The 26,104-nt window shown below is 67.4% G+C and carries 23 protein-coding genes; 6 read left to right on the top strand and 17 right to left on the bottom strand.

The window, feature by feature from the left end:
* Positions 1 to 414: 414 nt before the first annotated feature.
* Positions 415 to 1,704: an HNH endonuclease gene (locus QNM97_RS04335; protein WP_283821754.1), complete on the bottom strand. Its 1,290-nt coding sequence runs from the start codon at positions 1,702 to 1,704 to the stop codon at positions 415 to 417.
* Between the two features lie 391 nt (positions 1,705 to 2,095).
* On the opposite strand from QNM97_RS04335, the gene QNM97_RS04330 reads away from it, so the two are divergent.
* From QNM97_RS04330 to QNM97_RS04320, 3 genes are all read left to right on the top strand, one after another.
* Complete coding sequence (locus QNM97_RS04330; protein ID WP_283821753.1) at positions 2,096 to 3,466, top strand: alpha/beta hydrolase domain-containing protein; 1,371 nt, start codon at positions 2,096 to 2,098, stop codon at positions 3,464 to 3,466.
* Between the two features lie 69 nt (positions 3,467 to 3,535).
* Positions 3,536 to 4,201, top strand: a complete 666-nt coding sequence (locus QNM97_RS04325) for a PaaI family thioesterase (protein WP_208792246.1) — start codon at positions 3,536 to 3,538, stop codon at positions 4,199 to 4,201.
* Positions 4,202 to 4,287: 86 nt separating this feature from the next.
* The gene (locus QNM97_RS04320) at positions 4,288 to 5,214 is read left to right on the top strand and encodes an amidohydrolase family protein (protein WP_283821752.1); all 927 of its coding nucleotides are present in this window, start codon (positions 4,288 to 4,290) and stop codon (positions 5,212 to 5,214) included.
* A gap of 16 nt (positions 5,215 to 5,230) precedes the next feature.
* Here the strand turns inward: QNM97_RS04320 and QNM97_RS04315 are convergent, their stop codons facing one another.
* From QNM97_RS04315 to QNM97_RS04305, 3 genes are read right to left on the bottom strand one after another with little or no spacing between them, the layout of a single operon-like run.
* A complete protein-coding gene (locus QNM97_RS04315; RefSeq protein ID WP_283821751.1) occupies positions 5,231 to 6,190 on the bottom strand; it encodes a hypothetical protein in 960 nt (319 codons plus the stop codon).
* Between the two features lie 35 nt (positions 6,191 to 6,225).
* Positions 6,226 to 6,495: a DUF2277 family protein gene (locus tag QNM97_RS04310; protein WP_006367793.1), complete on the bottom strand. Its 270-nt coding sequence runs from the start codon at positions 6,493 to 6,495 to the stop codon at positions 6,226 to 6,228.
* 11 nt (positions 6,496 to 6,506) lie between these two features.
* Positions 6,507 to 7,475 (bottom strand): NADPH:quinone oxidoreductase family protein, encoded by a 969-nt coding sequence (locus QNM97_RS04305; RefSeq protein WP_283821750.1) that lies wholly within the window; start codon positions 7,473 to 7,475, stop codon positions 6,507 to 6,509.
* Between the two features lie 72 nt (positions 7,476 to 7,547).
* On the opposite strand from QNM97_RS04305, the gene QNM97_RS04300 reads away from it, so the two are divergent.
* On the top strand, positions 7,548 to 8,246 hold the full coding sequence (locus QNM97_RS04300) for a class I SAM-dependent methyltransferase (protein ID WP_283821749.1): 699 nt from the start codon (positions 7,548 to 7,550) through the stop codon (positions 8,244 to 8,246).
* A 20-nt stretch (positions 8,247 to 8,266) separates the two neighbouring features.
* Here the strand turns inward: QNM97_RS04300 and QNM97_RS04295 are convergent, their stop codons facing one another.
* The 3 genes from QNM97_RS04295 to QNM97_RS04285 are packed head-to-tail and all read right to left on the bottom strand — an operon-like array spanning position 8,267 to position 11,360.
* Positions 8,267 to 9,022: an SDR family NAD(P)-dependent oxidoreductase gene (locus tag QNM97_RS04295; RefSeq protein WP_283821748.1), complete on the bottom strand. Its 756-nt coding sequence runs from the start codon at positions 9,020 to 9,022 to the stop codon at positions 8,267 to 8,269.
* Entirely contained in the window at positions 9,019 to 9,990 is a 972-nt protein-coding gene (locus QNM97_RS04290) for an alpha/beta hydrolase (protein WP_283821747.1), read from the bottom strand. The genes QNM97_RS04295 and QNM97_RS04290 overlap by 4 nt, the downstream gene beginning before the upstream one ends.
* Positions 9,987 to 11,360, bottom strand: a complete 1,374-nt coding sequence (locus tag QNM97_RS04285) for a flavin-containing monooxygenase (protein ID WP_283821746.1) — start codon at positions 11,358 to 11,360, stop codon at positions 9,987 to 9,989. Before QNM97_RS04285 ends, QNM97_RS04290 begins: the two co-directional genes overlap by 4 nt.
* Positions 11,361 to 11,471: 111 nt before the next feature.
* Between QNM97_RS04285 and QNM97_RS04280 the strand changes: the two genes are divergently transcribed.
* Positions 11,472 to 12,068: a TetR/AcrR family transcriptional regulator gene (locus QNM97_RS04280; protein WP_283821745.1), complete on the top strand. Its 597-nt coding sequence runs from the start codon at positions 11,472 to 11,474 to the stop codon at positions 12,066 to 12,068.
* A 213-nt stretch (positions 12,069 to 12,281) separates the two neighbouring features.
* On the opposite strand, the gene QNM97_RS04275 is transcribed toward QNM97_RS04280, so the two are convergent.
* The 6 genes from QNM97_RS04275 to QNM97_RS04250 all read right to left on the bottom strand — a co-directional run bounded on the left by QNM97_RS04275 (position 12,282) and on the right by QNM97_RS04250 (position 22,373).
* Positions 12,282 to 13,136 carry an LLM class F420-dependent oxidoreductase gene (locus QNM97_RS04275; protein WP_283821744.1) on the bottom strand — a complete coding sequence of 285 codons (855 nt, stop codon included), beginning with the start codon at positions 13,134 to 13,136 and terminating at the stop codon, positions 12,282 to 12,284.
* A 56-nt stretch (positions 13,137 to 13,192) separates the two neighbouring features.
* Complete coding sequence (locus tag QNM97_RS04270) at positions 13,193 to 17,212, bottom strand: nSTAND1 domain-containing NTPase (protein ID WP_283821743.1); 4,020 nt, start codon at positions 17,210 to 17,212, stop codon at positions 13,193 to 13,195.
* A gap of 357 nt (positions 17,213 to 17,569) precedes the next feature.
* A complete protein-coding gene (locus QNM97_RS04265; protein ID WP_283821742.1) occupies positions 17,570 to 18,610 on the bottom strand; it encodes a glycoside hydrolase family protein in 1,041 nt (346 codons plus the stop codon).
* A complete protein-coding gene (locus tag QNM97_RS04260; protein WP_283821741.1) occupies positions 18,607 to 19,320 on the bottom strand; it encodes a class I SAM-dependent methyltransferase in 714 nt (237 codons plus the stop codon). Before QNM97_RS04260 ends, QNM97_RS04265 begins: the two co-directional genes overlap by 4 nt.
* A complete protein-coding gene (locus tag QNM97_RS04255; protein ID WP_283821740.1) occupies positions 19,314 to 20,606 on the bottom strand; it encodes a glycosyltransferase family 4 protein in 1,293 nt (430 codons plus the stop codon). Before QNM97_RS04255 ends, QNM97_RS04260 begins: the two co-directional genes overlap by 7 nt.
* Positions 20,607 to 20,678: 72 nt before the next feature.
* Positions 20,679 to 22,373, bottom strand: a complete 1,695-nt coding sequence (locus QNM97_RS04250) for an FAD-dependent oxidoreductase (RefSeq protein WP_283821739.1) — start codon at positions 22,371 to 22,373, stop codon at positions 20,679 to 20,681.
* A 96-nt stretch (positions 22,374 to 22,469) separates the two neighbouring features.
* Between QNM97_RS04250 and QNM97_RS04245 the strand changes: the two genes are divergently transcribed.
* A complete protein-coding gene (locus tag QNM97_RS04245; RefSeq protein WP_283821738.1) occupies positions 22,470 to 23,351 on the top strand; it encodes an acyl-[acyl-carrier-protein] thioesterase in 882 nt (293 codons plus the stop codon).
* On the opposite strand, the gene QNM97_RS04240 is transcribed toward QNM97_RS04245, so the two are convergent.
* Genes QNM97_RS04240 through QNM97_RS04225 form a run of 4 tightly spaced genes read right to left on the bottom strand, consistent with a single transcriptional unit; the run spans position 23,332 to position 26,018 of the window.
* Positions 23,332 to 24,261, bottom strand: a complete 930-nt coding sequence (locus QNM97_RS04240; protein ID WP_283821737.1) for a PQQ-dependent sugar dehydrogenase family protein — start codon at positions 24,259 to 24,261, stop codon at positions 23,332 to 23,334. The genes QNM97_RS04245 and QNM97_RS04240 overlap by 20 nt on opposite strands.
* 31 nt (positions 24,262 to 24,292) lie before the next feature.
* Complete coding sequence (locus QNM97_RS04235) at positions 24,293 to 24,865, bottom strand: DUF3558 domain-containing protein (RefSeq protein WP_283821736.1); 573 nt, start codon at positions 24,863 to 24,865, stop codon at positions 24,293 to 24,295.
* Positions 24,862 to 25,767, bottom strand: a complete 906-nt coding sequence (locus QNM97_RS04230; RefSeq protein ID WP_283821735.1) for a DUF3558 family protein — start codon at positions 25,765 to 25,767, stop codon at positions 24,862 to 24,864. The genes QNM97_RS04235 and QNM97_RS04230 overlap by 4 nt, the downstream gene beginning before the upstream one ends.
* A 56-nt stretch (positions 25,768 to 25,823) precedes the next feature.
* Positions 25,824 to 26,018 carry a hypothetical protein gene (locus QNM97_RS04225; protein ID WP_283821734.1) on the bottom strand — a complete coding sequence of 65 codons (195 nt, stop codon included), beginning with the start codon at positions 26,016 to 26,018 and terminating at the stop codon, positions 25,824 to 25,826.
* Positions 26,019 to 26,104: the final 86 nt, after the last annotated feature.

Genomic DNA, 26,104 nt, shown 5'->3' with positions numbered 1-26,104 from the left:
GAATGCTCCAGCCTCTCCCGCCCGATGGCCGTCCCATCCCCATGGTCGAGGTGCCGAGGAGCGCCAGCGACGAGCCTCGAGACCTGTTGTACTGAAAGGCTTCCGGGCCACGGTGGTTCAGTTCCAGCTCTGCTGCAAGCGGTCTCGAGGCTCGCCGCACGCGGCTCGCACCTCGACCACCGGAGGGCCGTTCCCACCCCGGGTTTCGTGCCCGATGGCCGTCCCATCCCGATGGTCGAGGTGCCGAGGAGCGTCAGCGACGAGCCTCGAGACCCCTTGTGCTGAAGGGCTTCCGGGCCACGGATGCTCGAACACCTCGACCATCGGGTGGGGGTTTCGCTATGGAGTTCTCAAACAACAGATGCGGTCCCGGCCAGGCCGGGTGCGGGGATTCAGGTTGTGGGGCAGGGTAGGTCAGGCTGCTGTGTCGTCGAGTCGCATGGTGCGTCGGTGATAGGACGGCACTGGCCGTCGTTTCGGATCCACGCTGGCGGGTGGGATCAGCCAGGGGTGTCGGTCGTATCCCATGATGATGTCCCAGCCGTGGTGGTGGACGTCGTCGTGACAGCTGGTGCAGAGGAGGCATCCGTTGTCGAGGTCGGTGGGCCCACCGTCGGCCCAGTGGTGCACGTGGTGTGCTTGGCAGCGGCCGGCGTGGGCACCGCATTTGATGCATCCGCGATCCCGGACGAGTAAGGCTTTGCGTTGTCCGGGGGTGAAGAAGCGTTTCTCTTGACCAACACTGAGCGGTACCTCGTTGGGGTCGAGGATGATCTTGGTGATGGTGGTGTCGCACGACAACATTTTGGCGGTGGCTTCGGTGATGGCTCCCATGTTCTGCAACTCGCCGCCGACGGCCGGGTTGTCGGCCGGCCACGTCCACAACAACCCGTTGGTGGGTTTCGCCGAGAACGTGGTGTCGGCCAATCCTTGTGCCGCGAGTTCGACGATCGTTTCGAACGCGGCGGCACAGATCTGTTCGGGTGTCCGCGGATCGGGTGACCCGTCGGGTTGAGGCTTGGGCGCCGACAGGGTTTCCATCAACGTCCGGGTCCTTTCCCCGGCGATGATGTCGAGGTTCGCCGAGATTTCCAGCCGGCCATCGTCGGTGATGCGGTCGGTGTAGGAGTTGATCGTCTTGTCCTCGGCGGCCGGTAGCTCGCCCGGGGTTTCGGCCGCCAACTCGTTCCCCAACTGCCGCGCGTAGAGGTTGATCTCGGCGGGGGTGAATCCGGCGAAGTAGTGTGACAGCAGTTTCCGCAGGTATTCACACCGTTGGACGGTGTCGAGGGGTTCGGAGGAGCGGGCGTCGATGTGGGCCAACCCGCGGACGATGGCGTCGGTGTGTTCGGAGGAGATGGACCCGTCGGCGGCATGCGCCAACAACAGGTCAATGTCGCTGGTGGCCGAGATCCGCACGTACCGACCTGCGACCGAGGTCGCGAAGCCCATGCTGATCAACAGTTCTCGCAGTCGGGTGGTTTTGTGGTCGGCCACGCCCAGTCGGTCCAGTTCGCCGGCGAGGGTGGTGGCGTGGTGATCGACCAGATTGCGGAGCAGGAGGACTTGTTTCATTGCGCCGAAGGCTTGGGGTCCGGTCATCTCCGGGTTCCATTGCAGGTCGCTGAGTTGGGTGACGATGGTGGCGAAGACCGCTTCGGCATCAACATCTTTGACGTCAAGAATTGTGGTGGTGTCGATCATGGGCCCCTCCCCGGTGGCTGATCGGTGTGATAGGTCGAGTCTACATCGCCAGGGTGTTCGACGCAAGGGGTGTTTTGGTGAATTCTGCTTGTGGACAACGTGTTTCGGCGCCGATTTTCTGTCGGTGGGGTGTGGTAGACGGATCGGTTTTCGCTGTAGTTGATGGATGTGGTTGCGATACCTGTCATCTCGCCGGGTCTCGAGGCTCGCCGCACGCGGCTCGCACCTCGACCATCGGCGGGAAGACCCGACGCGTGGGGCGTCGGGGGAAGGGTTCCGGCCGTTGGGCAAGACGGGCACCTCGACCATCGAGGGGAAGGCGTCTCGAGGACGTCGACGTCAAGCATCAGGAAGGCCTCGTCGAACCGTGAACGAGGGCTATGGTCGAAAGATGTCGTCGCAAGTGACCTTCATCGAACTGACCGGCGGGAATGGTCACAACATCCTCAGCGCCAGCCCCGGTCCGAACCTGACAGCCCACCGATATGACGAGCGCGAATATGCTGCCGTCGGACGTGCCCGCCGATTCGAGAGCACCTCGTCGGGCGCCGTCGCCGAAGTCGACTCCGCGGAGTTCACCACTCGAATCCTGGTGCGGCGACCCGAGAATGACTCCGATTTCAACGGACACGTCGTCGTCGAGTGGTTCAACGTGTCGAGCGGCACCGACGCCGCACCCGAGTACACCTACCTCGCGCCGGAGATCGTCCGATCGGGATATGCGTGGGTGGGGGTGTCGGCGCAGTACACCGGCATCGAAGGCGGTGCCGGATCTGTCGGAATGGACGGCGGTGACACGCCCACGCGTCTCGCCGACAAGGACACCGATCGATACGGGTCACTACACCACCCGGGTGACGGCTACAGCTACGACATCTACGGCGCCATCGGTGGCGCACTCACCGCGAACCATACCGAAGGCCATCCGCTGGCGGGGCTCACGGTGCGCCGACTGCTGGCCGCGGGCGAATCCCAATCGGCGATGGCACTGACAACCTACGCGAATCATTTCACCAACCTGCACAACGTCTTTCACGGGATTCTGATTCACAGCCGATCACTCGGAGCACTACCGCTCGACGAGGCCGGTGGCCCCGCCGACATCACCGAGGCCTATCGCGGGTTGCCCGTGCGAATATCCACCGATCTGACCGTTCCGGTCTTCGTCGTGCAGACCGAGACCGACGTTCTCACCAACTTTCAGTATGTGCAAGCCCGACAACCTGATTCGTCACTGTTACGCGTATGGGAGATAGCCGGGACGTCACATGCCGATCTCGCCCAGATCGGCGAGTACGAGTCGATGCTCGGTTGTCCGGCGCCGGTGAATCGCGGACAGCAGCGCTTCGTGCTGCGCTCGGCGTTGCACCATCTGCGGTCGTGGGTCGACGAGGAGTCGGAGCCCCCGGTCGCGGACCCGCTCCTGGTGGTCGACGCCGGCGACGGCCACCGCTTCGAACTCGACCAGGTCGGCAATGCGCGCGACGGCGTGCGCACTCCGTGCGTGGACGTACCGACCCAGATCCTCAGCGGCGTGGTCGAGGACGACGTACCCCGGATCTGCGTCCTGTTCGGTGTGACGACACCCCTGCCGCCGACGGTCATCGCCGATCTCTACCCGGACCAGGACACCTACCTCAAGCGTTACGCCGAGGCGGCCGACACGGCGATCGAGGCGGGCTTCGTCCGCCCGGATGACCGCGCCGAGGTGCTGGCCGATGCCCGCGCCGATCTGGTGGCCGACGCCGACGCCTTCCGCTAGATTAGAACACGTTCTAGTCTGGTTTCGGTCCGCGGTTCGCCACGGCCGGCACGACCCGGGAGTCGCCGCATGCAGTTCACCCTCGAGGACATCTCCGACGACGAGATCGCCCGACGCCGTGCGGTCTACGAACCGCTGACCGAGTCCGTGCGCCAGCTCATCGATGCGGTGATTCGCACCGAGGTCCCCGACGATGTGGTGGCCGCGGCGCGCGAGCGGATCGACGCCATCGTCGACACCCTGCGCGCCGAACAGATCGACGGCCCGTACGGCGTGCGCTACACGCCAGACTTTGTCGGAATGCCTTGGGGCAATTCGGTTGTCGGCGTTCGTAACGCCATCGCCCCACCACTGCGGACCCACCACGACGGGCACGAGGTGTCTGCCGAGTTCACCCTCGGTGCCGCCTATGAGGGTCCCGGTGACCATGTGCACGGCGGAGTGGCCGCGATGATCCTCGATCAGGTCCTCGGTGAGGCCGCCAGCGTCGACAACGTGCCGTGCTACACCGGGACGATCTCGCTGCGCTACGTGCGCCCGACTCCACTGGGACCGCTGACCGCACGCGCGTCGATCGTCGGCCGCGACGGCCGTAAGAAGACCGTCCGGGGCACTCTCGCCGACGCCGAGGGGGTCACCGTCGAGGCCGAGGGCGTGTTCATCGTTCCCCGCGACTGGACCGGGCGCATGCCGCGCGCGTCCAAGGACCACTCCTCCGCTCACACGCAGGACTGACATTGCGCACCGCGGTCACCTCGATGGGGAACGCACGGTGATCGGCTCTCCGTGACCCGTGGCGTCAGGCGCGGTACCGTCGACGCATGAACAGCGTCGTTCCTGAGCAAGATCCCTTCGCGCCGACACCGTTCAGCGAGGCTGAGGCACAACGGGTCCGCTCGGTCTGGGGCACGTTGGGACTACCGGGTCTGATCGACGTCCACACCCACTTCATGCCGCGGTCGGTGATGGACAAGGTGTGGTCGTACTTCGACTCGGCAGGCCCGCTCGTCGGACGCGAATGGCCGATCACCTACCGAGCCGACGAGGACGTCCGGGTGGCTGCGTTGCAGGCGTTCGGCATTCGCGCGTATTCGTCACTCGTGTATCCGCACAAGCCGAACATGGCCGAGTGGCTCAACGGATGGGCCGCCGACTTCGCCGCCCACCACCCCGATTGTCTGCACACCGCGACCTTCTACCCCGAGGAGCCGGCGACCGCCTACGTCTCGAAGGCCATCGTCGCGGGCACCCGGGTCTTCAAGTGCCACATCCAGGTCGGCGCCTTTTCACCACTCGATCCACTGCTCGACGGGGTGTGGTCGCAGATCGCCGACGCGCAGGTCCCGGTGATCATCCACTGCGGCTCCGGGCCGGCGCCGGGCACCTACACCGGGCCCGAGCCCATCGCCCGGCTGCTCAAGCGATTCCCGTCGTTGCCGCTCATCATCGCGCACATGGGCACACCGGAATACGAGGAATTCCTCGGTCTCGCCGAACGATTCGAGAATGTGCGACTCGACACCACGATGTCGTTCACCGACTTCTCCGAGGCCGACGCGCCGTACCCACCCGAGCTACGACCCCGGCTGGCCGACCTGGGACCAAAGATCTTGTTCGGCAGCGACTTCCCGAACATCCCCTACACCTACACCCACGCCCTCGACGCGATCATGCGGCTGGATCTGGGCGACGACTGGGTACGCGGGGTCCTCTATCGGAATGCGGCGGAGTTGTTCGGCGTGAACTGAGCCCCTCTCGGAAGACTCAACTCGAGAAACGACGAGCCCCCTTGTCTGCCCGGCGAAACACGGACAGCGCCTGACGAAGCTGTTCGTCGGTGTCTTGGAATATCCAGTACTTCTCCATGACTGCGACCACGGCGTCGTCATTGCCTGCGCGGTACATCTGTTCGCAGTCCTCGCACAATGCCCAATACGAGGGGAGCGAATGCCCTTTGCCATAAACGCGATACCTGGTCCTGTCGATGTCGAGTGGATGTACCCAGACGACATTGACGCTTCCGCAGATTGCACATGACTGGTCGGTGCTGTTGGTCGGCGCGCCGTCGACCCAGTCGTCCGGATACCTCGGCGCACCTTTTGCCGGTGTGACGACGGCGGCATACCCACCCGCCGGTCTCGGTGGCGCCTGCACGTAGTGCTCAGCGAACCACCCGGTCGACGGGATTCGCGGCACCGCGTCGCGGTCACCGCGCTCACGCGGGATCGGGCGGCCATCATCGGGCCAGAGCACCTCCACACGGGATGCGGCGTCGAGGATGATTCCCGCGTCGAACGTGATCTTTCGTTCCGAAAGTCCGAGGAAAGGTGCCGCAGTGACGAGTACAGACTCGCCGCGAGGCGGCAGGTGGTCGAGGCCGAAGGCGAAGGAGGCGTCGTGGGCGCCGGCTGTGCCGCGGAACCGCCCGAGTCCACCCGCGTTCAACTCCGGCGACGGCAGATTGGACGAGGTCGTTCCGTCGGCCCACTCGAACCCGACGAGCAACGGAACCACGGAGCTGCGGCGACCATCGCGCCCGAGCCACAGCCCGCCGTCACAAGTCATCGCGTCCTTGCGGATTCGGACCTCGACGGTCATCTCGACCCCGGTGGTGTACACCACTGTCTGCGTAATCCAGACCACCACGTCAGCACAGCGATTGATCACGCCGTCGAGCGGCACCCGGACCCCTACCTCGTTGAGTGGGGGCGTCCACCTGATCATCACCTCGCGCCGTCTCCGATCACTGCGCCGCGGCCCTACCCCCGCGCCGCGATCCGCGCCCGGACCTCCGGACGTCGCAGCGGCGGTACGGTTTTCGGCGGCTGGCGACGCTCCGGGAGCTCACCGAGCAGGGTTCGCGTGGCGGCGGTCACCGCAATGACCGCCGCCTCGAACACCTCGGCGTTGGCTGCCGACGGATGACGTATGCCGCTCACCTTGCGAACGTACTGGCGCGCGGCTGCCTCGATTTCTTCCTCGGTCGCCGCGGGTTCGAGTCCGCGCAATTCGGTGATGTTGCGGCACATGAGGTGACCTCTCAATCGGCGATGTGGACGACAGCTTTCCCCAGGATCCGCCCCTCGGCGAGATCGGTCAATGCGGTCGGTAGCTGATCAAGGGTGTAGGTGGTGTTGACCTGCGGGCTCAGCCCCGCCGCGATCATCTCGGTCAGCTCGTCGTGCAGCAGTTCAGGCACGCCCGGGTGCGTGCGCACGTACTCACCCCAGGCGGCGCCGACAACGGCGATGTTGCGGAACAGCACGCGGTTCAGCTTGACGGTCGGGATACCGCCGGCCGCGAATCCGATGACCACGTACCGACCGTCGGGGGCGACCTGGCGCAGCGCCTCGTCGAACACCTCGCCACCGGACGGGTCGATCATCACGTCGACACCCTCGGGCGCGATCTTCTTCAGTTCGGCACCCCAGCCCTCTTCGAGCTGGACGACCTCGTCGGCGCCCGCGCTGCGCAGCAATTCCTCGGCACCCTTACGGTGCACGATCGCGATGACCTTGGCGCCCATCGCCTTGGCCACCATGATCGACGCGGTCCCGACGCCACCCGCAGCACCGAGCACGCCGACGACCTCACCGGGCGCGGTCTGTGCGCGCATTTTCAGCGCGAACAGCGCGGTCTGATAGTTGATGCCCAGAGCGGCGCCCTGATCGAACGTCAGCCCCTCGGGCAGGGGCAGCAGCTGCTCGGGCGAGGCGGCCAGCTGTTCGGCGAAGCCGCCGACGATGGACGCGACGAGAACCTTGTCGCCCACCTTCACCGACGCACCCTCGGGAGCCTGACGCACCACGCCGGCGACCTCGGTGCCGGGCGTGAACGGCGTCGGCATGCGGAGCTGGTACTTTCCCTGACTCATCAGCAGGTCGGGGAAACAGATCCCGCACGACTTGATGTCGACGAGGACCTGGCCCTCGGCGGGCGTTGGATCGGGGACGTCGGTCAGTTCGAGGGCGGACGGTCCGGACTCTTCGGTGAGCACCTGAGCTTTCATGGTTGTCCACCCTACGCCGGGGAGAACAATCGCTCGGTCGGTAACCGCAGAGATGCCCTAGGATCGGTTTTCATGACCGCCTCGCCGGCATCGCAGCCGCTCTCCGCTCCTTCACCCGAACGCCGTCAGGTCGCCGACGACGCGCCGGGCTTCATGCCGCTCGACGAGGCGCAGACGCTGTTCGAGATCGCCGGCGAGTATCTGACACAACCGGATTCGACAAAGGTCGGCGTGGAGATCGGCACCTATTGCGGCAAGTCGACGGTGTTCCTGGGCTCGGCGGCCGAGGCGGCAGGGGCGGTGATCGTCACCGTCGACCACCACCGCGGCTCCGAGGAACACCAGCCCGGCTGGGAGTACCACGACGAGTCTCTCGTCGATCCGCATTCGGGCACGCTGGACACCTCGGCCCGCTTTCGGCGCACGATGTTCGACGCCGGCCTCGAGCAGACCGTGATCGGGATGCTCGCCCCGTCGACAGTCGCGGCCCGGGCCTGGGGCAAGCCCGCCGACTTCGTGTTCATCGACGGCGGCCATTCGATGGAGGCCGCGCAGAACGACCTCGACGGGTGGGCACCGTGGGTGCGCATCGGTGGCGCGCTGCTGATCCACGACGTGTTCCCCGACCCCGCCGACGGCGGCCGTCCCCCCTACGAGATCTATTGCCAGGCACTGCAGAGCGGACAATTCACCGAGGTGCGGGTGGAGGGTTCGCTGCGCGTCCTGCGACGCGACTCCGGCGAGGTCGGGGCCCCGTTGCCGCGGGGCTGACCGCCGCCGAACACCGGGATCTACCCGCCTGCGAGTGCCCGCACCTTACCCAACACGTCCGGATAGCGCTGCAGGTGCGCGCCGCCGTTGAGATCGATTGCGGCACCGGTCATCCACCCCGGCGCCGGGGAGGTGAGGAACGCGATCGTCGCGGCGATGTCCTCGGGAGTACCCGCCCGACCCAACGGCGTGTTCTCGATGTACTCCTCGGTCAGCCCGGGGACGAAGGCGATGCCGGCGGTCAGCGGTGTGTCGACGAGTCCGGGCGAGACGGCATTGACGCGAATCCCACGCTCGGCGAGTTCGAGGGCGGCCACCTCGACGAGCATCAGCACCCCGGCCTTCGCTGCACAGTACGACCCCATCCCGGCACCGGGCTGGCGGCCGTTGAGCGAGGCCACGCAGACGATCGAACCACCCTGGGCGACATGGCGTCCCGCATACTTGAGCACAAGGAACGTTCCGGTCAGACAGACGTCGACGGTCGTCTGCCACGCCGTCAACTCCAGGTCGGTGAGCGCTCCCGGCATCGACAGCCCTGCGCAGTTGACGACGGTCGTGAGGTGGTCCAGACCGTCGAAACCTGCAGCGACAGAGGCCTCGTCGGTGACATCGAGGTGCACCGCGGTCGCGGTTCCGCCCAGTTCGGCGGCAGTTGCCGACGCGGCATCGGCATTGACGTCGGCGACGACGACGCGATGGCCGTCCTCGTGCAGCCTTCGCGCGGTGGCCTTTCCGATGCCCGACGCGCCGCCGACCACCAGCGCCGTACTCACGCGGTCACCGCCGAGGTGGCGAGATGGCGTGTCAGGAACAGGATCTGGTGGGACACGACCGGATCGAACCACGAATCCTGAACCTCGGCGAAGATCCCGAAGTGGTCACACGGGTAGTGCCGAACCTCGGCGCGCGCGGCGAACCCGGCCTTGGCCGCCGCGTGGGGCGGCGCTCCCCGATCGAGATCGGCGATCTGCATGAGGACCGGCGCGGCCACATCGGGCGCGGCCTTGTCGGCGCGAAATGAGCCGAGCTCCAAGCCGATCGACGCGTCGACCTCGTTGCGCCAGCTGGGGCCGGCGATCGCGAGGTAACTCTCCAGGTAACCGTCGCTGGTCAGCGCGGCCTTGTCACCGGGCTTGCCGACGACCGGCATCATCACCGGGTCGCGCCCAAGTCTGGCGCCCAACGCACTGCCGATGCCGACGGCCGTGGATCGCAACATCGAGACCGCACCCACCTGCGGGTAATGGTGAACACCGGCCGCAAGCCCGCTGACCATCGGCACCGCCGAGATGACGGCGGCCACGTCGTCGCGTCCCGTCCGCGCACGTTCGGCTGCCACGATCAACACGTGCCCGCCGGATTGCGACAGCCCCCACAGGACGATCCGGGAGGCGTCCACACCGGGCTGACGGCCGGCGGCGGCGATGGCGGCATGGTAGTCGGCGGCCTGACCGGACATCGAGACCCGTTGGCGCGGTTCACCATCGGAGAGTCCGAAGTTCCGGTAGTCGAACGCGAACACCGCCAGACCGGCGTCGGCCAGGCGTCGCGCGAACGGCTCGAGCCCGGAATCCTTGGTACCACAGAAGCCGTGGGCCATCACCACCACCGGCACTCCTGCGTCGTTGGCGAATGCGGTGCCGGTCGATGCGAAGAACCAGGCGTCGCAACCGGTTCCGTCAGAATCGAATCGTACGGACTCGAAACGCGCGGTGCGACGGTCGGTGTCGGCGGTGGTCATCGTGCCTCCTGCAGCGGCGCGGCGTCGACGCCCGCCCAACGGACGGGCCCCTGCTCGGCGGCACGCGCACGCCCGGCGGGCAGTTCTTTGGTACGGATGTTGTGTTCGTAGAGATAGTGGTCGAGTTGCTGTGTGTGCCTTGCCGTGTGCAGCATGTGCCCGGTGAAGTACTGCTGGTCGGAGGCAATGATCTCGCGCATCTGCGGCACCGACGGCGGTCGGTACTGCCCGACCGCATAGGCACCGATGACCCGGGCCTGACATTCGACGAACGGAAACAGCGTCGGCGTGGACTGGGCGAACCCGGCGAACACGACGTCGTCGATGCCCGGATAGAAGATCCGCTTGTACAGGTCGATGTGGTTGTCGGGGGCGCTGATCACGTCGGGGTCGAAGAACGGGAAGGTGATGTTGTATCCGGTGGCGTAGATGATCACGTCGAAATCGGCACTCGTACCGTCGACGAAGTGCACGATGTGGCCGTCGAGTCGCTCGATGTTGCCCTTGGCGGTGACGTCACCGGAGCCGAGCCGCAGCGGCAGCTCGACCGACTGCGTCGGATGTGCTTCGAAGAACTTGTGATTCGGGGTCGGCAGTCCGTAATCCTCGGGGCGCCCGGCGGTCATCGGCTGCATGATCTGGGTGAACTTGCGCTGCCACGAGAACGGAATGTAGGGCGAGGTGTGGTAGTACTTGTCGGCCGGTTTGCCCGCGAAGTACTTGGGGACGATCCAAGCGCTCGACCGGGTCGAGATGGTGACCGTAGTGTCGAGCGCCTTGGACGACAGCTCGACGGCGATGTCGGCGGCACTGTTGCCCAAGCCCACCACCAGGATTCGTTTACCGGCGAAGTCCAGCGGCGTACGCGGGTCGATATAGGAATGGGAGTGGATCTCGTCACCGGCGAATTCGCCCGGGAAGTCCGGCCACCGCGGATCCCAGTGATGCCCGTTGGCCACGACCAGCAGGTCGACGCGACGCGTCTCGCCGCGCTGGGTCGACAACTCCCACCCGCCGCCGTCGAGTCGACGGGCGTGGGTGACACCATTTCCGAACTCGATGTTCTCGCGCAGACCGAAGGCGTCGGTGTAATCGTCGAGGTACTGCTTGATCTGGGTGTGGTGCGGGAAGTCCGGGTATTCCGACGGCATGGGGAAATCGCGGAACGACAGCTGATGCTTGGACGTGTCGATGTGCAGCGAGCGGTAAGCGCTGGAGTGCCCGTTGGGATTGCCGAACGCCCAGTTGCCGCCGACCCGATCGGAACTCTCGAAACAGGTATACGGGACGCCGTAGTCGGTGAGCATCTTTCCCGATGTCAGACCGCTGATTCCGGCGCCGATGATGGCGGTACGCGGGAGATCGCGCATGGGAGCCCCTTTTGGATAGTTGACAGATCTCTGAATCTGTCTACCGCACGCAAGGCCTCACAGTGAACACTTTGGCGAAACTGTCCACTCCGGTTGTTAGAGTTGGTGACCATGACACCCGCCCCGGCCACCAGCGTCGCCGACCGCCTGCTCGACGCGGCCGAGAAGTTGCTCGCCGACATGGGCATTCGGGCCACGACGATGCAGCAGGTCGCCGACGTCGCCGGGGTGTCGCGGGCGTGGCTCTACCGACACTTCCCCGACAAGCAGTCGATGGTCGGGGCGACGATCGTGCGGCTCACCGATTCGTTCTGGAGCGACGCGCGCGTCGAACTCGAGACACTGGGCGACTTCACCGCGCAACTCGTGGCAGGCGTCCGAATCGGCCGCGGCGCCTACGACGACCCCGGCACACTCCTGCTGCGGCTGCGCACGGAGGAGCCGGAGGAATTCGCCGCGTGCGCGGGCGTGGGCGTCAGCGCCCTCGTCCCCGACCTCGCACTGTTCTGGAGACCATTCGTCGACGCGGCGATCGAGACCGGACAGGTACACCCCGATCACGACGCCGTCGAGGTATCGGAGTGGGTGGCACGCATTCTCATCAGCCTCGGCACCGTTCCCGGCACCACCGTCGACGCCGACGACCCGGCGTCGGTGCGACGACAGGTCGAGCGCTTCGTCATCCCGGGGCTTGCGGCCGCGCCGTAGAGGAGCGCTGTCGGCGCGGTGAAGAGCGCTGTCGGCGGGGAGAGGAGCGCTGTCGGCGATGGGGAGAGCGCCGTCGGCGGGGAGAGGGGCGCTGTCGGCGAGGTGGAGGGCGCCGTCGGCGAGGTGGAGAGCGCCGTCGACGGGGAGGAGAGCGCCGTCAGCGGGGAGGAGAGCGCTGTCGGCGATGGGAAGAGCGCTGTCGGCCGAAAAGGGCTACACGACGGCGGGGGCGAGACCCAGCTTGCCGGCGAGTTTGGCGAGGTAGCCGCGGGCGCGTTCCACCGAGTCATCGGGAAGCCCGTAGAGGACCGTGGTGACGCCGATCTCGCGCCACTTCTCCAGCTTCTCGGCGACCGGCTTGAAGTCGAGGACGACGATCTCCGGCGCGCCGTCACGGCCGGCGTCGGACCAGATCCGGTGCAGTAGGCCCACCGAGCCCTCGATGTCCTCTTCGCCCGGCGTGGTGATCCAGCCGTCGGCGCTGCGGGCGATCCATCGGAAGTTCTTCTCGTTGCCGGCCGCCCCGACGAGCGTGGGGATGTGCGCCCGCGGCTTGGGCCATGCCCAGCTGGGCCCGAAATCGACGAAGTCACCGTGGTATTCGGCCTCCTCGTCGGTCCAGAGCGCGCGCATGGCCTCGAGGTATTCACGCAACATCGTCCGCCGCAGCTTCGGCAGCACCTTGTGATCGGCCAATTCGTCGAGGTTCCAACCGAATCCGACGCCGAGGGTCAGCCGTCCACCGGAGAGGTGGTCGAGGGTGGCCAGGGTCTTGGCGAGGGTGATCGGATCGGACTGCACCGGTAGCGCAACCGCCGTGGCGAGCCGAATCCGCTCGGTGACCGCCGCCGCCGCGGCCAGCGTGGTCCAGGGGTCGAGGGTGCGCATGTAGCGATCGTCGGGCAACGAGGAATCACCGGTTCGCGGATGCGCCGCATCGCGGCGGGTCGGGATGTGCCCGTGCTCGGGCACGAAATACGACGCGAACCCGGCCCCTTCGATGAGCGGGGCCAGGACCTGCGGCGTCAGGCCGCGGTCGCTGGTGAACTGCACGATCCCGAAATCCATGCCCTCACCTTAGACACAGGCCTGGACACCTGTCTAGAACAAGTTCTCGTTTTACTTCAGCCGGGGCAGACGTCGGGGTACGCGACGCCCTCGGCGAATTCGTCCCACGTGCCGCGATCGATGTGATTGTCGGCCGCGCAGACGCGGCTCGCGACGGCTCCGGCGTCGATCGTCCACCACTGCAGATCGGATCGGCCGCCCGCATAGATGACGTCGTTGGGCGCGATCATCGGCTCGCGGACGTACGCCGATTCGGCGGTGATCGACTCGTCGCGCGCAATCGGCTTCGGCACATCGGGCGTCGAGATGTCCCACAGCTGCACGCTCAGGTCGGCGCCCACCACCAGGGTCGCGCCGTCGGCCGACACCGACAGCGACGTCACCCGGACGCCGACCGGAACACGCACGCGCGCAGTCGATTCGGAACCAACCGCGGTCACCGAGATGGTCTGGTCGTCGGCGCCACCGTAGATGAAACGTCCGTCGGGGCTGAACACGGCCGCATTGACCGCACTGGTGTGCGAGGCCATCTGTTGTGCCAGGTGGGGATTCTGGGGGTCGTCGATATCCCACCGGGTGATGCGATGTGCGGCGTCGGCGACGACGAGATCACCACCGTCGAAACTGAATTGGACGTCCTCGATGAAGCCGTCCGCGGTGGCGAACGGCTGTCCGAGCATCCGTGGCGCATGCGGGTCGGCGACGTCCCACAACTGGATCGAGTTGTCGTTGCTGCCGGTGACCAGCAGGTCCCTCGTCGGGTCGAAGGCCAGCGGGAAGGTGTGGCGGGTCTGTACCGGAAGCGTCACCAGACGGCGCGGCGCCCGGCGATCGGAGATGTCGTAGAGATCGACCTCGCCGCCACCGGTGAATGCGCTCGCGAGAATGGTGCCCGTCCGGTTGAACGCGGTCACATACCCACCACTGGGCCGCGGTTGCGAGGAGATCCGCGACAGTTCGGTCGGCGCCCGGCCACGCGGCAGATTCCACAGAGCGATCGTCTGGTCGGCGGCGCTGGTGGCCAAGGTCGTGCCATCCGGGCTGACCGAGGTCTGGGTGATGGGCAGCGAATGCGCGGGCTGAGGTGACGCCGGGATGTCCCAGGCCTGGATAGTCCCGGCGCCACCGGCGGTCAGGATCACCTGTGGGGCGATCTCACGGGCGGTGAAGAACGCGCCGCCGGAGGTTCGCATCGGCACACCGAGTTCGGTGAGCAGATCGGCCGATGCCGATGTCCCATCGGTGCCGACGTCCCAGCGACGCGCGAATCCGTCGAGACCGGCCGAGATCAACGACCGGCCATCGGCGGAGAATCCGACCGACCAGATCGCCGCGCCGTGCGCCCGGACGCGGCCCAACGCGATCGGCGAGCGCGGATCGGCGATGTTCCACACCGCGACCGTCCCGTCGTCCCGGCCGGCCGCCAGCAGCGTGCCGTCGGGTGAGATCGCCACCGAATGCCACCCGCTGTCGATACCATCGCGCAGGTCCGAGAGATGCACCGGCGCAGCCGGATCGGCGATGTCGGAGAGACTGATGGTGCCGTCGTCGGAGCCGGCGACGAGCACCGGTCGGGTCAGCGACAGCGCGACCGTGCGGACCGGACCGGTGTGATCGCGGATCGCCGACACCGCGCGATACCCGCCGGGCGCGGTGGTGTCCCACAAGGTGACGACCCCGTTGTCGTGGGTGGTTGCGAGCACCCGGCCGGTGTGGTCGTACCGCAGGATGTAGGACGTCCCGGTGCCGTACGGCGACTGCAACGTCTGGGTCCGCACCGGATGGGTGACGTCGGCGATGTCCCACACCGCGATCTTGCCCTCGCCGTCGGCCGAGGCCAGGGTCGGCGAGCCGGGCCGGAAATCGACCGAGGTGACAAAGGAGCCGTAACCGCGCAGCGCCGGACCCGCCGCCACGATGTCGCGTGGGTTGTCGGCGCGCCACAGGCGTACCGAGCGGTCGTAACTGGCCGTCGCCAGCAATCTGCCCCCCGAACCCGTGCCACCGGCGCCGCCGGAGGTCAGGCCGAGGTCGTACACCGACCCCTGGTGGCCCTGTCGTGCCGAGATCGGCAACGGAAGCTGTTGGGTCTGCAGCACCCGCATCCGCGCCAGCGGGTTGTCGGGGTGTATGCGCCACGCACCCACCGCGAGTTGGGCGGCGAGGCCCGGATCGGTCTGGGCCAGCCGCCCCGCCGACGACAGCAGCGCCGAGAACCGTGCGTTGTCACTCTCGCGGGCCAGCGCGACATTGGAGAAGATGGCGACGCCCGCGGCGACCACCGAGATCACCGCCAGCAGCGAGACCGCCGCGATCGCCCATCGTCGACGGCGGCGTTGGGTGTCGATGTGGTGGCGGCCGGTGTCGAGGAAGTCGCGAGCCACCGAACCGAGCACCGGGTCGTCGGCCACCTGCACGGCCCACTCGTAGCGCGTCGGGTTATAGAGCAGCGACGTGTCGCGGCCCTGACGGTCCCACTCGGTGGCATCGGACGTGACGCGCTCGAGAACCGGAGCGCTGTCACGGGTGCGTTCGATCAGTTCGCTCAGGCGCGGCCACGCACTGAGCACGACGTCGTGGATGATCTGGACCTGCTGGTCGGAGACGGTGATGAGGCGCGACTCCGACAGCGCTTCGATCACCGCGACCGTGCCGGCGCGATCGTCACCGAGGGCGACGAGGTCGGCGAACCGACGCGGCCGGCGCGCGGTCACCCCGTCGGAGATGTGGATCAGCGACAACAGCAGCCGCTGTGCGGTGACGCGGTGGGCCGGCGGCAGCGCCAGCCACATGGCCTCGGCGGATTCGGCGATGGCCGAGGAGACCCCACCCGCCGCGTGATAGCCGCTGACCGTGAGCGTGGCACCGGCACGCGTCGTCCACATCACCGACAGCACGTGCGCCACCAGCGGGAGCTGCCCGGCACGGTCCTCGACCGGGCCGCGCCGCCCGGTCAGACCCCGCAGATCGGACAGGATGGTCGGGGCGAGGCCCTTGTCGACGCGAATTCCCGACACCCGTGCGGGCGCGGCGATGACCTCTTCGAGTTCGGTGTCGGTCATCGGCGGCACCACGATGGACCGGTGTTGCCACGCCGAGGCGACCGGCTCGAGCGTGGACGCCATCTCGTACATGTCGGCGCGGGCCCCGACCACGACCACGGTTCCCGGCTCCGATGCGAGCCCGCCCAACGCCTCCATCAGCTGCTGTACGCGCGGGGCGCGACGCGACTCCCCGACGAGCACCTGCTCGAGCTGATCCACCACCTGCACGGTCAGCGTCGGCGCGGCGGCGTGATCATCGAGTCCGGCGTCGGGGTCGGCGCCGGGATGATCGGTACCGGATTCCTCGGTGCCGGGTTGTTCGAAGTCGGGTTGTTCGACGTCGGGTTGTTCGGCGGGCTCGTCGCCTCCCGCGCCCTCGGCACGCTGCCCATCGGCGTCATCGAGCAGTGCGACGGCCGGTCGCGCACGCACTTCCCAACGGTTCTCCGGACGTTCGGCGAGCCGGGCGAGGCCCGCGCGCAGCAACGACGACTTGCCCGCCCCCGAGACCCCGGTGACGAGTACCATCGCCGGCGAGAGCTCACGGTCGCGGTCGGCGGCACCGATGAGTGCCGCGAGTTCGTCGAGGACGCGGTCGCGGCCGAAGAAGACGTCGCGGTCGTCGGCGGTCATCACCCCGAGTCCGGGATACGGACTGGCGAGCGTCGGGATCGGCTCGGCTGTGCGCCGCTTCGACGGGCCCGCGTCACGGGTGCGGGTGCCACTGGCCGCCGACCACCAGCGTCGCCAGTCACGCAGCGACGGTGTGTCGGCACCCCGCGACTGCGCTTGCAGGATGAGCCACGCGAGGACGGGTTCGAGAGTCTCGAACCGGGCCGGGAGGTGACGTCCGCGACGCCAGTCCGAGAGGCGTTGCACCGACACCTCACCACGCCCGGGGGCGATGCGGGCAGCGCCCGCGATGGTGGCGGCCAGTGTCGGCGATCCCGCCGCGGTGAACAACGCGTGCAGTTGGGAACCGAAGCGTCCGGGGCCGTCGACCGCGGACGCGTCTGACAGACGCGTCGTCATTGGTGCTTCCCCCTCCCCCGGTCTCGGGTTCCCTGCGAATCTACGAACCAGGCAGCGCCACGACAAATCAGAGTTTGGTCACATCCGTCCATCCGGTTCCGGTTTTCCGGTCCGGAAAACTCGTGGGATGACTTTACCAGCGGTTTTCGGCGGAAATCCGGTCCACCGGTGGCATGGACCCAGCGCGGTCGATTTGACTGAGGTCACTCCCCGGTCGGTGTCACGACCACCGGGTCGAGTGTCGGGGGATGCGCTCTCGTCGCCGACGTGGGGCGGCGGCGAGAGCGCATTCGAGAGAAGGCGGCAGTCCGCTCAGGGCAAACGCCTCTGGGCGAACCACTTCGGGGGCGAACCGCTTCAGCGTCGAGCGGCCATCCAGCTGCCGACGTCGCGGAAGATCCCGTTGGCCGCCGACGCCCGGCTGACCGCGTCGGCGGCGAGGATCACGGCCGCCGAGGTCCAGCAACTCTTCTCGACCGGCCAGCGTTTCCCGTCGGCGAAGACCAGGCCGGTCCAGTACGAGCCGTCGGGATCGCGCAGGTGCTGGATCGAGGCGATCAGTTCGACGGCATCGGCGGTGTCGCCGAGCGCGTCGAGGGCCAGGGCCAGCTCCGAGGTCTCGGCCCCGGTCACCCACGGCCGGTGGTCAACGCAGCGCACACCCTTGCCGGGCACCACGAACTCGTCCCACCGCCGAGCGATGAGTTCCTGGCCGGCTCGTCCGCGCAGTGCACCGCCGAGCACCGGGTAATACCAGTCCATCGAATGCTCCGACGGGTCCTCGAAGACCTCGATCCGCTCGCGGAATGCCTCCCCGAGCGCCTCGAACGCACGCACCCACTCGTCGTCGGGCTGGTCGATCTCCGCGGCGATCCGGATCGCACAGTCGAGGGCGTGGTGGATGCTCGCGTTGCCGGTGACGAGGGCTTCGTCGAACATCGCGTGCGTGCGGTGGTCACCGCCCCACCGGAAGGCGCCGTCGGGCCGCTGGAAGCGACGGACGAGGTCGATCGCCGACCACACCGTCGGCCACATCCGATCGAGGAACGCGGTGTCGCCGGTGATCATGTAGTGATGCCAGACGCCGACCGCGATGTAGGCGCAGAAGTTGGAATCGATGCCGTGATCGGTCACCGTCCCGCACACCGTCCGGATCGGCCACGACCCGTCGGGCCGTTGATGACGCCGTGACCAGTCGTAGGCGGCCTCGGCCTCGGCGAGGAAGCCGGTGACGCTCAGCGCCATCGCCGACTCGATGTGATCCCAGGGGTCGGTTTGTCCGCCGGGGAACCACGGCAGAGCACCGGAGTCCTCCTGCATACCGACGATGGCCGCCCCGGTCGCGGTGACCTGCTCGGCCGTCAGCACACCGGCGATCGCCGGTGTGGCCCGACTCATTCCGGCTTGCGTAGATACAGGGCGACCGACTTGCCGATGACCGGGTTCAACACCTGCTCGCCGACCCGCGTCAGCCACGGCTTGCTCATCATGTCCCACACCAATAGTTGGTGATAGCCCTTGACCAGCACGTTGTCGTTGTTCTCGACGCCGACAGCGCACTTGAGCCACCAGTACGGCGCGTGCAGTGCGTGGGCGTGGTCGGTGCCGGTGACCTCGAGGCCCGCGGCCTCGAGTTTGCCGGCCAGCTCGGAGGCCTTGTAGATACGAACGTGACCGCCCTCGACCTCGTGGTACGCATCCGAGAGCGCCCAACACACCTTCTCCGGCCAGTACCGCGGCACGGTCACCGCGGCGACACCGCCGGGCCGCAGCACCCGCACCATCTCGGCGATGGCACCTTCGTCGGTCGGGATGTGCTCGAGGATCTCCGACATCAGCACGACGTCGAAGGTGTTGTCGGCGTACGGGAGTCGAAGCGCGTCACCGACCTCGGCGCGGGCCTTGGCCTCGGTGGGCACGTGCCCCTCGGCCATCATCGCGTCGAACATCTCGGCCACATCGGCCATGTCGGACTCGGACTGATCGAAGGCGATCACGTCGGCGCCACGCCGGAACATCTCGAACGAATGCCTGCCCTGCCCCGCCCCGATGTCGATCGCCTTGGTCTGCGGACCCACGCCCAGCCGGTCGAAATCAACTGTCAGCACGCACTCGTCTCCTTTGTGGTCACCCGATCGAGCCCTGTTGACTCAAGCCCCGTCCTGTCCAAAACCGTCCGATAATGCTCGGCGGTCTTCGCGGCCACGGCCGCCCAGCTGTAGCGTTCCTCGACGCGGGCGCGCCCCGCGGCGCCCATCGCGGCGCGCAGGTCGGCGTCGTCGAGCAACCGCCCGATCTCCTGGGCGAGCTTGCCCGAATCCCGGGGCGGCACCAGGCGGGCGGCGCTGCCGTCGGTGCCGACGACCTCAGGGATGGCGCCGGCGCGGGTGGCGACCAGTGGGGTGCCGCAGCTCATGGCCTCGACCGCGGGCAGCGAGAATCCTTCGTAGAGCGAGGGCACACACGCCACCTCGGCGGAGGCGAGCAGGTGCGCCACCTCCTCGTCGGTGAGCCCGGAGACGACCTCGACCCGGTCGCCGATCGCGAGGTCCTCGATGAGCTTGGCCGAGGGTCCCTCGGGGTCGAGTTTCGACACCAGGGTCAGCGTGACGTCACGTTCGGCGGCGAGTTTGGCGATGGCCTCGAGTAGATACGACACTCCCTTGAGCGGGGCGTCGGCGCTCGCGATGGACACCACCCGGCCCGCAACCCGCTGATCGGCCGGTCGGAAGACCTCGGTGTCGACGCCGAGCGGGATGGTGGTGATGCGACCCGACGGGATGTCGAAGGCCTTGCGGATGTCGACCTCGCTGCTGCGCGAGACGGTCAGCAGCTCGGGGATGCGCCGCGATACCCGCCCCTGCATGCGCAGAAACGAATGCCAGCGCCACGCGGTGATCTTGCGCCACCCCTTGGCGGCCTTGACCGCGAGCGTGCGGTCTCGGGTGATGGGGTGGTGGATGGTGGCGATCAGCGGGAATCCGGCCTTCTGGATCTGCAGCAGGCCGTAGCCGAGGCACTGGTTGTCGTGCACGATGTCGAAGTCGTCGCGGCGATCGGCGAGCAGCCGGGCCACCCGCAGGCTGAAGGTCAGTGGTTCACCGAAGCTGGCCGTCCACATCGACCCCACCTCGAGCGCGTCGATCCAGTCCCGATACTCGCCCGGACGCGGCGTGCGGAACGGGTCGGGCTCGTCGTACAGGCCGAGGCTGGGCACCTTGGTCAGACGCACACCGGCGTCGAGAGCGGCCTGGTCGAGGTCCGGATACGGCTGGCCGGAGAAGATCTCGACCTCGTGCCCGAGTAACGCGAGTTCCCGGCTCAGATGCCGGACGTAAACCCCTTGTCCCCCGCAATGCGGTTTGCTCCGGTAGGAGAGCAGTGCGACGCGCACGTCGTGTACCCCGTTCTTCTCGTGTGACCCGATCGCCGGCGAGGCGCCCACCGGTCGGCGGGCGCCAAGACCTCAGGCAGATTCGGCCTCGGCGGCTTTTTCCAATTCACGGATGTCGACAAGCTTCACACGTCGCCGGCCCGCGGTCTTGCCGGCGCCGCGTTCGGCCAGGTCGATGCGCTTCCATCCGGCCAGGTCGATGCGGCGCGCGCCGCGGTCGACGACCAGGTCGGCGACGTCGTCCCGCGATGCCGCCGGCTCGGGCAGGCTGCCGGCAACGAAATCGGCGATCACCGACTCGGCCGTCTCCTGACCACATATACGGTTCCTGCCGATCCCTCCGGTGGCCCCGCGCTTGATCCATCCGGCGACGTACAGGCCGGGGATCACCTCGCCGTCGGCGCCGGCGGTCACCCGGCCCGCGGTGTTGGGAACGACGCCGTGCCCCTCGTCGAACGGCAGGTCGGTGATCGGTACACCGCGGTATCCGATCGCCCGCAGCACCAGTCCGGCCTCGATGTCGAAGCGTTCCTCGGTGGGGGTAATGGCCACGCTGGCACCGGTGGCCTCGGCGTACACGTTGCGCACGCAAGTCAGCGTCTGCACACCGCCGGTGGCCTCGTCATCGGAGCCCTGGATCGACAGCGGGGACGCCATGAACCGGAAGACGATGCGACGGTTACCCGGGGTGGTCGGACGCTCGGAGAACTCGCGGGCCAGTCGGATCTTGGTGGCGATCGTCGAGTCGAGGGTTCCGTCGTCGAGCGCCTCCTGCGTGGCCGAGTCGAGGACCAGCTCGTCGGGATCGACGATGACGTCGACCCCGTCGACGTCACCGAGCGCGAGGAACTCGCTGTTGGTGTAGGCCGCCTGGGCGACGCCACGTCGTCCGAGCAACACCACCTCGGTGACCTGGGAGTCCCGCAGGGCGGCGAGCGCGTGGTCGGCGATGTCGGTGCGGGCCAGCTCGTCGGGGTCGGTGACGAGGATGCGCGCGACGTCGAGTGCGACGTTGCCGTTGCCGACGACCACCGCGCGCTGCGCCGACAGGTCGACGGCGAGATCCGCATAGTCGGGGTGGCCGTTGTACCAGGCCACGAACTCGGTGGCGGGCAACGAGTTCGGCAGGTCCTCGCCATCGATGCCCAGACGCCGATCGGTCGGTGCGCCGACGGCGTAGATGACCGCGTGGTAGCGCTGGGCGAGTTCGTCGTGGCTGATGTGTTTGCCGACCTCGACGTCGAGGTGATAGGTGAAGTTCTTCTTGGCCGCAGTCGAGGCGAAGCCAGATTCGACACCCTTGGTGGCGGCGTGGTCGGGGGCCACCCCCGCGCGCACCAGCCCGTAGGGCGTGGGCAGCCGGTCGAACATGTCGACCGCGATCTGGGGTCGACGGACGAGGTCCTCGGCGGCGTAGAACGCGGCCGGCCCGGCGCCGACGATCGCAACGTGCAGCGGTCCGTCCGGGAGTTGCGGCGCCTTCTTCGGCGGCACGAGACCGCCCTCGACGTCGTGGTCGTTGTAGTAGTCGGCGTTGATCTGCAGGTAGGGCTCGTCCTTCTCCTCGAGCTGATCGTCGGGAATGATGGCCTCGACGGGGCACTCGTCGATGCAGGCGCCGCAGTCGATACAGGTCTCCGGATCGATGAACAGCATCTCGGCGGTGAAGAACTCCGGCTCGTCCGGCGTGGGGTGGATGCAGTTCACCGGACACACGGCCACGCACGAAGCGTCGTTGCAACACGGTCGAGTGATCACATGCGCCATCTGGGGTTTCCCTGCTTCTCCATCTAGAACGTGTTCTAGTTTAGCGGTTCACTGTATCTTAACTCTGACACAGCGGACGAGACATGAGGACTTCGAGTGAGCACAGCCGCCCGGCCCCACGCATCCGGACAGGTCCCAGGCGATCCCGCCACGACGACCCCACTCCCCGATCGCAAGACCGGAGCGCGGTACTTCGAGGCGGGGTATCGCGTCCGCACCGGCGACGTGGACCAGCAGATGCGGGTACGACTCGACGCCGTCGCGCGATACCTGCAGGACGTCGCCAACGACAACATCGAGGCCACCGACTTCGGCGACACCGACCCGTTCTGGATCGTGCGCCGCACCATCATCGATGTCATCGTCCCGTTCTCCTGGCCCGCGTCGATCACCGCGCAGCGCTGGTGCGGCGCCCTGTCCACCCGGTGGACCAACATGCGGGTGCGTCTGACCGCCGACCACGAGACCAACCGCTTCAATCCCGATCCCCGCCCGGCCGGTCTCATCGAGACCGAGGCGTTCTGGATCAACGTCAACGACCTCGGGATGCCGTCACGGCTGTCGGACAATGCCTTCGAGATGCTCTCGTCGATGACCGACGAACACCGCCTGCGGTGGAAGTCGATGAATCCCGAGACCGCCCCGGCCACGGAGATGCTCGATGTGCCCGACCGCCCACATGTGCTGCGCAGTACCGATTTCGATCCGTTCAAACATCTCAACAACGCCGCCTACCTCGAGGCGATCGAGGACGAGCTCGGCGAGCACCCCGATCTCATCGACGGTCCGCACCGGGTGGTCATCGAATATCTGCGCCCGATCGTGCCGGGCACACCGATCACGCTGCGCCGCGTGCGCGAACCCAACCAGCTACTGGTGTGGATGATGGTGCCCGCAGACCACAACAGCCCGGACGAATTGCGGGTCGCAGCAACGGTGTCGGTGACGCGCGCAGCGTTCACTGACGACGCAGTGTGATGACCTGACCGGTCTCCGAGGTCGCCAGCAGCTCCCCCGGCCGGCCGCGCACGACAGCGAGCGCGGTCAGAGGGTGGCCGACGCTCGAGGAACAGACACGATGGCTACGAAGGTCGACGAGGTGCACCTGGCCGGCGGCGGACGCGACTGCCAACGTGGTCGAGTCGACGACGGCGAGGTCGTCAAGAATCGCGGGCACAGGAGCCGTCAGATCGGCGGCCGACGACGTAGCCGCCGGATTGTCGATCGGAACCCGTAGCACCCGGCCGGTGCTGCTCATCGTCATCGTCAGAAACAGGTCATCGCCGACGGCGATGAGCCCGTTCATCCCGGTACCGTCGATCACCGGTGTCGGTGCGAGATTCTGGGGGGCGCGCGCGGACCATTCTGTGTCGATCGAACCGTCGGCGCGCAACCGAACCAGACCGAGTACGCCGTCGGCGACGAACACTGTCCCGTCGGACTCGACGACAAGTCCGTTGGGCATACCAAGCCCCGTCGCGAAGACTCGCGCGATCGGTTGTGCCGCACGCGGATCGAGACGCACGACTGCTCCGGTACGTGGCGCACCGGGAATCATGTTGACCGTAGAATCGCCGGAAGCGACGTACACCATCCCGTCGGGCCCCTGCCGGATCGAACCGGGCGCAGTCACGACGATCGAGGCGCGCAGCCGCCCTGAGTCGTCGTATCGCTCGACGACGTTACGCAGCGTCCGGGGGACCCACACCGATCCGTCGGCGACAAGCAGATTTTCCGCCCATCCGTCGAGCCCGGGACTTGGAAGCCACGTCCGTGCCGAGTAGACCGGACAGGACGCGGCGTCGGCGCCCGCGGGCGCAGCCCATCCCGCGGTTACCGCGACAAGCGCGGCTCCGAGTGCGATCATCGCCCGAATCATCACACGCATGTGGTGCTCCTTCAGTGGCCCTATGAATGACTTATTGACCGCCGCTGAGCACCAATTCCATCAGTTTCGTCGGCGCGGCGCACGGGTCCGCGGCGGCCGCGCCGCCCACCGGCTCGACCCAGGACGAGTAGATGCCCCGACTCGGCGCCCGCGTGGTCACCCCGCAGACCGCGGGGCGGCGCGGGTCGGTCGAGGTGAAGGCGGCCTGACTGGCGACCTTGACGTTGTTGGTGGAGTAGCCGAGTTTCTTCGCAGTGTCCTTCTCGACGGTGACGGTGCCCCACTCGAACCAGTTGAAGGTCACATACGCCGCCACCGGGCCGTCTACGTACCACCGGCAGTTCGCCCCGAAGAAGATGGCATCGGCGCCCGTACCGCCGACCGCCTCGGCGATCTGGTCGGTGCGCAGGATCTGGCATTCCAGGGTGAGCTGATCGTACTGATCGGTGTCGACGTTGCCGGACTGGTCTCCGCCCTGGGAGTTGGCCTGTTGCACCGACAACGGCGTTCCGTCCACCGATCGGGAGCATCCGGAGGCGACGACGGCCACCACCGCCACGATCAGCAGGACCAGGACGGCGCGAAGCCGGTTGCGGCGCCTCATTTCGCACGCTCGATCGACATCGTCGACAGTTGACGTGCGGCGGTGCAGATCGCATCGGGGTCGGTCGGTGTGGTGCCGGCGACGCCGGTCCCGGAACTGACCGACCATTCGAAGAAGTCCGCGCCGAACTGGATACCGATCTCGCAGATGCCCGGGTCGGAGGCGATGAAACCCTTGTGCCCGTTGATGTCGATGTCCTTGGTCGATTCCCGGGAGAGTTGCTCGGTGGCCCGCTCACGGCCGATGGGCGAGCCCCGGTACCAGTTGAACGAGGCCACAGCGCCGGTGCGACTGGGGCCCGAACTCCATTCGCACACAGACGGATTGTCGACGACGAGGGACAGGCCGCCGAAGTTGGTGATCTTGCCGACCTCGTCGGTGGTGACGCCCCCACACTCCCCGAAGTACGGTCCACCGCCGGCCGGCCCCGGGGCCTGCGGCGTGTTGCGGGTCGGCGCAGAGGAGTCGTCGGAGCCCGACGAACACGCACCCAGGAGGACCAGGAGCACCGCGAGTACCGCGGTCAGTCCGAGAAAGCCTGCACCACCGCGGAATTTGTCGAGATCGCGTCGTTCTCGCTTGGTGGGACGACCCGCCCCGCGATCCCGTCGCGGTTGGCTGGCCAGGATCTCGCGCGGTGGCGGTGGCGGGCTGTGGTCGATGTAGCACTCGGCTGCTGCCGGCGCCGACACCCGCTTGCTGATCAGCTTGGTGACCTCGACGATGCGTTCACGCCCGGCCAGGCGCACCTGCACGCGGTCGCCGACGGTGACCTGCTGGGCGGGTTTGGCCGTGACGTCGTTGACGCGCACATGACCGCCGCGGCAGGCGGCACCGGCCGCCGATCGCGTCTTGGTGAGACGCACTGCCCAGATCCAGCTGTCGACGCGGGTGGACGCCACGGTCAGCGCTCCCGTCGGGGACGGCGTACGATCTCCCCCGGTGACATCGACCTGGCCTACTTCTGCCGGGTCAGCAGGTAGTAGCCACCACCAATCGCCGCGAGCGCGAAGACGATGGCCAGCCATTCGATGCCAAACACCCAGAGCAGCACGAAGATCGCGATGGCCGGAGACACGGCGACCAGGCTCATCACCGGGTGCTGCCGCACCACCTGACCGACGGCTTTGCTCTTGTTCGGATCAATGGCCATCACGTCGGAGTCTCCTTGTCGGCGAGTTGCCATCCACTGTAACGAACCGGGCGTGGTGCACCGGCGAAGTGCGCAGCGGTGCTCCC

It is taken from the genome of Gordonia sp. L191 (assembly GCF_030077625.1).
GTDB classification, from domain to species: domain Bacteria; phylum Actinomycetota; class Actinomycetes; order Mycobacteriales; family Mycobacteriaceae; genus Gordonia; species Gordonia polyisoprenivorans_A.
Note: the sequence above shows the minus strand (reverse complement) of the source record. Positions and strands in the feature narration are given on the sequence as shown.

Bases quoted from the DNA above. Each gene is read 5' to 3' on its own strand.
- QNM97_RS04335 (WP_283821754.1), bottom strand. From the start codon at position 1,704: ATGATCGACACCACCACAATTCTTGACGTCAAAGATGTTGATGCCGAA.
- QNM97_RS04330 (WP_283821753.1), top strand. From the start codon at position 2,096: ATGTCGTCGCAAGTGACCTTCATCGAACTGACCGGCGGGAATGGTCAC.
- QNM97_RS04325 (WP_208792246.1), top strand. From the start codon at position 3,536: ATGCAGTTCACCCTCGAGGACATCTCCGACGACGAGATCGCCCGACGC.
- QNM97_RS04320 (WP_283821752.1), top strand. From the start codon at position 4,288: ATGAACAGCGTCGTTCCTGAGCAAGATCCCTTCGCGCCGACACCGTTC.
- QNM97_RS04315 (WP_283821751.1), bottom strand. From the start codon at position 6,190: ATGATCAGGTGGACGCCCCCACTCAACGAGGTAGGGGTCCGGGTGCCG.
- QNM97_RS04310 (WP_006367793.1), bottom strand. From the start codon at position 6,495: ATGTGCCGCAACATCACCGAATTGCGCGGACTCGAACCCGCGGCGACC.
- QNM97_RS04305 (WP_283821750.1), bottom strand. From the start codon at position 7,475: ATGAAAGCTCAGGTGCTCACCGAAGAGTCCGGACCGTCCGCCCTCGAA.
- QNM97_RS04300 (WP_283821749.1), top strand. From the start codon at position 7,548: ATGACCGCCTCGCCGGCATCGCAGCCGCTCTCCGCTCCTTCACCCGAA.
- QNM97_RS04290 (WP_283821747.1), bottom strand. From the start codon at position 9,990: ATGACCACCGCCGACACCGACCGTCGCACCGCGCGTTTCGAGTCCGTA.
- QNM97_RS04285 (WP_283821746.1), bottom strand. From the start codon at position 11,360: ATGCGCGATCTCCCGCGTACCGCCATCATCGGCGCCGGAATCAGCGGT.
- QNM97_RS04280 (WP_283821745.1), top strand. From the start codon at position 11,472: ATGACACCCGCCCCGGCCACCAGCGTCGCCGACCGCCTGCTCGACGCG.
- QNM97_RS04275 (WP_283821744.1), bottom strand. From the start codon at position 13,136: ATGGATTTCGGGATCGTGCAGTTCACCAGCGACCGCGGCCTGACGCCG.
- QNM97_RS04270 (WP_283821743.1), bottom strand. From the start codon at position 17,212: ATGACGACGCGTCTGTCAGACGCGTCCGCGGTCGACGGCCCCGGACGC.
- QNM97_RS04265 (WP_283821742.1), bottom strand. From the start codon at position 18,610: ATGAGTCGGGCCACACCGGCGATCGCCGGTGTGCTGACGGCCGAGCAG.
- QNM97_RS04250 (WP_283821739.1), bottom strand. From the start codon at position 22,373: ATGGCGCATGTGATCACTCGACCGTGTTGCAACGACGCTTCGTGCGTG.
- QNM97_RS04240 (WP_283821737.1), bottom strand. From the start codon at position 24,261: ATGCGTGTGATGATTCGGGCGATGATCGCACTCGGAGCCGCGCTTGTC.
- QNM97_RS04235 (WP_283821736.1), bottom strand. From the start codon at position 24,865: ATGAGGCGCCGCAACCGGCTTCGCGCCGTCCTGGTCCTGCTGATCGTG.
- QNM97_RS04225 (WP_283821734.1), bottom strand. From the start codon at position 26,018: ATGGCCATTGATCCGAACAAGAGCAAAGCCGTCGGTCAGGTGGTGCGG.